Source organism: Bacillus sp. JJ1127 (genome assembly GCF_036965845.1).
GTDB lineage: Bacteria > Bacillota > Bacilli > Bacillales > Bacillaceae_G > Bacillus_A.
This window is the reverse complement of the sequence record NZ_JBALQK010000016.1, coordinates 643-842: the sequence shown is the minus strand read 5'-3', so window position 1 is coordinate 842 and position 200 is coordinate 643.

Below are 200 nucleotides of genomic sequence, written 5' to 3'. Positions count from 1 at the left end.
GATAATAAAAAGAAAATAGTTCTCCACAATCATTCCGCCTTTTTTTTATGTAATTTTTCGAAAATTAAATTTAAATTAGTTTAACACAATTTAATTAGAAGGGGAAATGGTTTTTCGTTTACAGTGAAGATACATATGTAAAAGGCTAGATGAAGAAGCAAACAGAGTGCTTCCATCTAGCCTTTTTATCCCGCTATTTG